The sequence below is a fragment of the Phenylobacterium sp. genome (assembly GCF_031412415.1).
GTDB lineage: Bacteria > Pseudomonadota > Alphaproteobacteria > Caulobacterales > Caulobacteraceae > Phenylobacterium.
Genome location: NZ_JANOCX010000193.1, coordinates 1 through 6,791, shown reverse-complemented (window position 1 = coordinate 6,791; position 6,791 = coordinate 1). Strand labels below are relative to the sequence as shown.

7 protein-coding genes are annotated in these 6,791 nt (G+C 66.5%); 4 read left to right on the top strand and 3 right to left on the bottom strand.

The window, feature by feature from the left end; translation table 11 throughout:
- Positions 1–1,148: MFS transporter (locus tag RMO04_RS09220; RefSeq protein WP_309644487.1), on the top strand; the 1,148-nt coding region annotated here is incomplete at its 5' end.
- Position 1,149: 1 nt separating this feature from the next.
- Here RMO04_RS09220 and RMO04_RS09215 read toward each other — a convergent pair.
- Complete coding sequence (locus RMO04_RS09215; RefSeq protein ID WP_309644486.1) at positions 1,150–2,622, bottom strand: carotenoid oxygenase family protein; 1,473 nt, start codon at positions 2,620–2,622, stop codon at positions 1,150–1,152.
- 245 nt (positions 2,623–2,867) lie between these two features.
- Between RMO04_RS09215 and RMO04_RS09210 the strand changes: the two genes are divergently transcribed.
- On the top strand, positions 2,868–4,496 hold the full coding sequence (locus tag RMO04_RS09210) for an AMP-binding protein (RefSeq protein ID WP_309644485.1): 1,629 nt from the start codon (positions 2,868–2,870) through the stop codon (positions 4,494–4,496).
- Positions 4,497–4,525: 29 nt separating this feature from the next.
- Here RMO04_RS09210 and RMO04_RS09205 read toward each other — a convergent pair whose 3' ends face one another.
- Positions 4,526–5,449: a nitronate monooxygenase gene (locus RMO04_RS09205; RefSeq protein WP_309644484.1), complete on the bottom strand. Its 924-nt coding sequence runs from the start codon at positions 5,447–5,449 to the stop codon at positions 4,526–4,528.
- A 132-nt stretch (positions 5,450–5,581) separates the two neighbouring features.
- On the opposite strand from RMO04_RS09205, the gene RMO04_RS09200 reads away from it, so the two are divergent.
- Positions 5,582–5,983, top strand: coding sequence for a nuclear transport factor 2 family protein (locus tag RMO04_RS09200; protein WP_309644483.1), 402 nt, complete (start codon positions 5,582–5,584; stop codon positions 5,981–5,983).
- Positions 5,980–6,375, top strand: a complete 396-nt coding sequence (locus RMO04_RS09195; RefSeq protein WP_309644482.1) for a nuclear transport factor 2 family protein — start codon at positions 5,980–5,982, stop codon at positions 6,373–6,375. Before RMO04_RS09200 ends, RMO04_RS09195 begins: the two co-directional genes overlap by 4 nt.
- Here RMO04_RS09195 and RMO04_RS09190 read toward each other — a convergent pair.
- Positions 6,376–6,791 (bottom strand): AMP-binding enzyme (locus RMO04_RS09190; RefSeq protein WP_405041479.1); only part of this gene is annotated, 416 nt, incomplete at its 5' end.

Here is a 6,791-nt window from a genome sequence, read left to right as displayed (position 1 = left end):
TGTACGTCCAATCCGTGCCGGCGCAGGATGTGCAGGTCGAACTTGCCGTGCTGGCCGACCGTGGGTCGCGCCACAAGCTCATCATGGTCTCCATCGCCTTCTGGAGCCTGATGACCGCGGCCTGCGGGTTGGCGGGCAGCTTCTTCACCCTGTTCCTCGCCCGGATCGGCGTCGGCGTCGGCGAAGCCGGATTGTCGCCCGCCGCCTACTCCATGATCGCCGACAGCTTCCCGGCCAACCGGCGCGCCCGGGCCCTGGGCGTCTATGCCATGGGCTCCATCGCCGGCGTCGGACTGGCGCTGCTGATCGGCGGGGCGGTGGTCCAGTGTGCGCTCACGGCGCCGCCCGTGACCGTGCCGCTGATCGGCACGTTGCACAGCTGGCAACTGGCCTTCTTCATGGTGAGCGTGCCGGGCCCAATCTTGATGCTGGCCATGGCCTTCGTCCGCGAGCCTCATCGCCAGACAGGCGCCGCGCCCGAGCCCGTGAGCACGCCCTTCACCCCCTTCCTGCGCCAGCGCTGGCTGGTGTTCTCGTTGCTGGCCGCGGGCTACTCGTTCATCGGCGTCGCGGTGGCGGCCTATCTGACCTGGACGCCCGCCTTCCTGATCCGCGTCTACGATTGGCCGATCGGGCGCGTCGGGACGGTGCTGGGCGGCATCCTGCTGGTGTTCAGCACCGGGGGCATTTTGCTGGGCGGCTGGATGGCCGACGCCATGGCCATCGCCGGCCGCCGCGACGCGGTCCTGCGCGTGGCGATGATCGGCGCCGGCCTCGCCCTGCCCTTCGCCGTGGCCACGCCCTTCGCGCCGACCGGGACGATGGCGGCGGTGTTGCTGGCCGCGATGTTCCTCGCCTTCGGCCTGACCCAGGGCCTGCCGGCCGTGAGCTTCCAGGCCATCGCGCCAAATCGGCTGCGCGCGCGGGTGATGGCGCTCTACCTGCTGATCGGCAACATCGTGGCCTTCACCATCGGCCCCACGGGCGTGGCCTTGATCAGCGACCACGTCTTGAAGGACCCCGCCAAGATCGGCGTGGCAGTCGCCATCGTCTCAGGCGTCATGGTGCCCCTGGGCATCGGCTGCCTCATGGCCGCCCGGCGCGCCTACGTCCAGGCGTCCAGCGAGGTCGAGGCCGCCGCAGGCTGACCTAACGCCCCTGGGCGGCGCGGATCGCCTCGCCCTGCGCCCAGGTGGCGTGGGTGCCCGAGGATATCCTGTGCGGCAGGATGATCCGGCAGACCGGTCCCGCCCCCAGGTCGCGGGTGTCATAGACCACGCACTCCGAGCGGTCGGCCTTCATGTCCGTCACGAAGGTCACCAGATATCCGTCGTCCTCGTCGACGCCGCCAACGCGTGGCGCGAAGCCGGCCTCGCTGCCAAACCGCTCCTCGCCGAAGGAAACCGCCCAGCTCTCGCGGGTCTCCAGGTCGTGCTTCATCATGCCGTTGAACAGGAACCAGCCCGGTTCATTGATCGCGCTGTAGGCGTAACGGTACTTCCGCCCCCCGAACTGGTTGTTGATGATCCCGAACTCCAGGATCCGGTCGTCCAGTCGCTCCTCGCGCGTCTCGCCGGTCGTAAGGTCGAAGCGCCAGCGGTGCAGCTTGGGACGGATCATCTCCTGATCGAGATAGGCCATCATGCGCTCGTATCCGGGTGGGGCGCTGTTGCTGGACTTGGGCTCGGGATCTTCCTCGAAATAGCCGTCGAGAATTATCTCGTCGCCGTCCTCGTAGGCGTTGAGGAAGTGCAGCACGAACGTCGGATCGGCCTCGAACCAGCGGATGTCTCGCGGCTGGCCCAGACGCGGCACGATGGCGAAGCGCGAGCGCAAGTCGCGGCGATAGCGCACCACGTGCATGTTCTTCTCGAGCAGCTCGGGATCCCAGAACAGCGGGAAGTCGCAGAGGATCGCGTAGTTCTCGGTGAAGGCCATGTCGTGCGGCAGGCGCGGCCCAGGCAGCGGCACCGGAATGTAGTGCTTCAGCCGGTTGTCAGGCCCGACCACGCCATAGTGCATGTACGGCGCATGGGTGGAGTAGTTGAAGAACAACAGTTCACCGGTCGCCTCGTCCACCTTGGTATGGGCGCTGACGCCGTCGATGGGCGTCCAGCTCTCCGTGCCGTGCTGCTCCAGGGTGTAGGGGTCGAGGCGGTAGCCCTCGCCGCACTGGTAGAAGGTCGATAGGATCTTGCCGGCATGGACCACGACGTCGGTGGAGGACGAATCCTTGATCCCTCCGTGCGCGCCCCAGCCCGGCCGCTCCGACTTCGCCGGGTTCTCCGCGAGCCCGGCCCATAGGGCGCGGCCCGCCTCCTGCTCGGCCTGGAAACCCTTGGTTCGCACGAAGCGGTTGCGGTACTCGGCCTTGCCGTCCCTGAAGGACATGACGTGGATCAGGCCGTCCCCGTCGAACGGATGATAGCGGCCGATCGGGTCGTGGACCGGGTTCTCGGTGTTGCGCACATAGACGCCGTCGATGTCCTTGGGGATCTCGCCGATCACCTCCAGGTCGGTCGCGTTGAACTCCTCGTGCGTGGGGGTCCAGGCGCCGTTCATATAGGGGTGGTCGTTCGGCCGAAGGCTGGCCGGGACTCGATTGACGAGCTCGATGGGCATCGCGACGCTCCGTGGATTTCGCCCGATCCTATCGCCGACAACCGACCGGCGCGAGAACTTTTAGTATCAATTCACCAGTTACTCCGCAGAGCTGCGCAAAGTTACTTTCATTTCGAGACTTTATTGATAGTGTGCCCTGGCTGATATCGAAGCGTGGCGCAGGCGCCGGCGTGGCGGGCTGGATCTAGGCCCCTCCCTCACCCCGGTTCACGGACGGACGCGCGGCATCGCCTGGAGGAGCCCGCATGACGCCATTCCATCCCCCCTGGTTCGACCCCACCCCGCCCGGGCGCGACGATTGCGTGGTGCCGCGCATCCTCGATCGCCACGCCATGGCTCAGCCGGACACCACCCTGGTCCGCTACGAGAGCGGCGAGACCTGGTCCTGGGCGGAAACCCGCGAGAAGGCGATGCAGACGGCGGCAGCCTTGCAGGCGCGGGGCGTGAAGCCCGGCGACATCGTGGCCGCCTGGGCGCCGAACTCGCCGGCCCTCGTCCGCGCCTGGTTCGGCGCCAACTATGCGGGCGCCGCGTTGGCCCCGATCAACACCAGCTTCCGCGGCCGGCTGCTTGAGCACGCCCTGGCCAAGACCGGCGCAACCATCTTGATCGTCCATCCAGAGCTCGCGCCCCGCCTCGAAGGCCTGTCCCTCGGGTCCATCACCAAGATCATCCTGACTGGGCCCAGCAATATCGCGCCCGACCTGGACGTGACCGTCGAGCCTCACACCGCCCTGACGGCCGACGCCGCCAACTGTGCGCCGGCCGAGGTCGAGCCCTGGGACACTCCGGTGATCATCTTCACGTCAGGCACGACCGGGCCCTCCAAGGCCGTGGTCACCTCCTACGTCCAGGAGTGGACCACGGCGCGCATCACCTACGGCTACATGACCAGCGCCGATCGCATCCTGGTGAACCTGCCGATGTTCCACGTCGCCGGCGTTAGCGGCATCATGGCGGCCCTGGCCAGCGGCGGCAGCTTCGCCCTGTTCGAGGCCTTCGACACCCGTCAGTTCTGGAACCTGGTCCGCGAGACCGGCTCGACCACCTGCTCGGGCTTCATCGGGGCGCTCACCACCTTCCTGCACAAGGAGCCGGCCAAGCCCGATGACCGGGACAATCCCCTGCGGATCTGCACCCTCTCGCCGATCTCCGAGGAGACCATGATCCTCGCCGAGCGGTTCGGCTTCGACTACGTCTCGGGCTTCAACATGACCGAGGTGTCGGTGCCCCTGGTGTCTGAGGTGAACGAGACCACTATGCGCAGCTGCGGGCGCGTGCGCGCGGGCGTCGAGTGCCGCATCGTTGACGCCCATGACCGCGAGCTCCCCAACGGTGAGGTGGGCGAACTGGTCATCCGAGCCGACCAACCCTGGCAGCTCTTCAAGGGCTATCTCGGCGACGCCCAGGCCACGGCGGAGGCTTGGCGCAACGGCTGGTTCCACACCGGCGACCTGCTCTGGCGCGACGATGAAGGACGCTTCTATTTCGTTGATCGGCAGAAGGACGCGATCCGTCGCCGGGGCGAGAACATCTCTTCCCAGGAGATCGAGATCGAGGTCGCGGCCTATGACGATGTCTGCGAGGTGGCGGCCTACGGAGTCGACCTGCCGGGCGGCGAGCAGGAGGTGATGATCTGCGTCGCTCCGAAGGAGGGCTCGACCGTGGATCCCCGGGCGCTGATCGAGTTCCTGATCCCGCGCATGGCCCACTTCATGGTGCCGCGCTTCGTGCGGATCGCGGTTGAACTGCCGAAGACGCCCACCAACAAGATCCAGAAGGTGGAGCTGCGTAAGGAAGGCGTCACCGCCGAGACCTGGGATCGCGAGGCCGCCGGCATCCGGCTGAAGCGCGAGAAGCTGTCAGCTCACTGAGCCCTTGTCCCATGCGGCAGAAGGACTAGCTAGGCCTTCACGGCCTCGTACTCGGTAGCCAGTTCGTCGACGATCGCCGACATTTTCTCGATCATGCGAACGGTTCCGACGCCTTGTCCGGCAGACCAGACGTCACGCCAACGCTTGGCGGCTTCTGACTCAGGCCGGCCGAGCCCGATTTCGGCCTTCGGTCCCATATTGGCCGGGTCATAGCCCGCCGCGATGAGACTGCCCTTCAGCCAGTTGGCCGGCACACCGGTAAGCGAGGCCGACAGGATGATCTCATCGGCGGACGAGTCGATCAGCATCTGCTTGTAGTCCGGGTGGGCGATGCTTTCCTCGGATGCGATCAGGCGTGTGCCGAGATAGGCGAAGTCGGCGCCCAGGGTCTCGGCGGCGCGGATGGCGCGGCCTGAGCCGATGGCCCCGCCCAGCACGATGATCCCCTTGAAGAACTCCCGCACCGCCGGGACGAAGGCGAAGGCCGAGAGTTGGCCGGTATGTCCGCCCGCGCCGGCGGAGACCAACACCAGGCCGTCGACCCCGATCTCGGCGGCCTTACGCGCATAGCTGATCGAGTTGACGTCGGCGAAGACCATGCCGCCGTAGCCCTGAATCGCGCCGACGATCTCCTTGGGGCTGCCCAGGGCGGTGATCACGATGGGCGGCTTGTGCTTCAGCACCAGCTCCATCTCCTCGGCGGTCCGCTCATAGGTGCGGTGGACCATGATGTTTATGGCCCACGGCATGTCCATCGCCTCCGCCCCGGCCGCGATCTGCGTCATCCAGCCGTCGAGCTCGGCGATCGTGCGGGCGTTGTTGGCCGGGAAGCTGCCGACGATGCCGGCGCGGCAGGCCGCGAGGACCATGTCCGGGCCGGAGACCAGGAACATGGGGGCCGCGATCGCCGGAATGCGCAGACGCGACCTGATCGCCTCATAGCCTTGAATCACAGTGGGTTCCCGTCCGTTTATTACTTGCAATTTGGAACTTATTTGCACGCACGCGAGCCGTCAACCCGCGGTGCTATAACTTGCGTAAATGAACTTAACGACCTAGGCTTGGTGGAGATGCAGGAGCCCGCCATGAGCGAGAACATGAAGGTCCTGGAGGCCATGATGGCCGCCTCCAAGGCGAAGGACCACGACGCCTTCGTGGAAACCACGACCGACGACGTCGAGTATTTCTGGTCCATGCACGCCCGACCAATCGTCGGGAAGCCAAGCCTGCGCAAGTTCCTTCGCAATTACGACTCCTCGTTCGAGCAGCGCGAGTGGTCGGTGCGCAACTGGGCCGAGAAGGAACAGATGATCATGGTCGAGGGCATGGAGCGCCTCTACGACCGCGCTCGCGACGTGGTGATCGACAACCCGTTCATGCAGGTCGTCGAGTTCCGGGACGGCAAGATCTGTTCCGTCCGCGACTACTACGACGGCTCGAAGATGCCCCCCGCCCCGAAGCCCGCCACCCAGGAGAGCGCCGCGTGACCACCGCCAGCCAGACCCGCGACGAACCGAAGATCGACGTCATCCGCCGCCTGCAACAGGCCATCGCGGCCAAGGACAAGGCCGGGTTCCTGGCCTTTTTCGCGCCAGATGTGGAGTACCACTACCACGTGGGCACCCGCCCCCTGATGGGCCGCGACTGGGTCGAGAAGTTCATCACCAAGTACTGGGCCGACAACACCGGCTCCACCTGGGTGATCGTGCGCCACGCCGAGGCCGACGGCTGCCTCTTCACCGAGGGCCGCGAGCAATACACCAACGCCGACGGAAAGTTGGTCAGCCACCCCTATATGGGGATCATAGAATTCAAGGATGGCCTGATCACCGGCTGGCGCGACTACTTCCAGATGGCCGACCCCAACGCCACGAAGTAGCTAGGCGGTGGCGGCGATCCTGGCGTCGCGCAAGGCGCTGCGCCGGGTCTTGCCGGCGTCATCCCGCAGTCGCTCGTGTGTGAACTCGAAGGCGCGCGGCAGCTTGTAGGGCGCGAGCCGCTCGCCCAGGAACGCCTTCAACACGCCCAGATCCGGCGAGGGCGCGCCCTCCGCCCACTCGATGATCGCATGCACCGATTGCCCCATGTCCTCGTGCGGCAGGCCGACGACCACGCTGGCCAGTACGCCCGGGAAGGCGTCGATCGCGGCCTCCACCTCGGCCGGATAGATGTTGGCGCCGCCCGAGATGATCAGGTCAGTCCGGCGATCGGCAAGGTAGAGATAGCCATCCTCGTCGATGCGGCCGAGGTCGCCGAAGGTCTCCCAGGTTCCGCGCGCGCGGGGCTCGGCGCCCA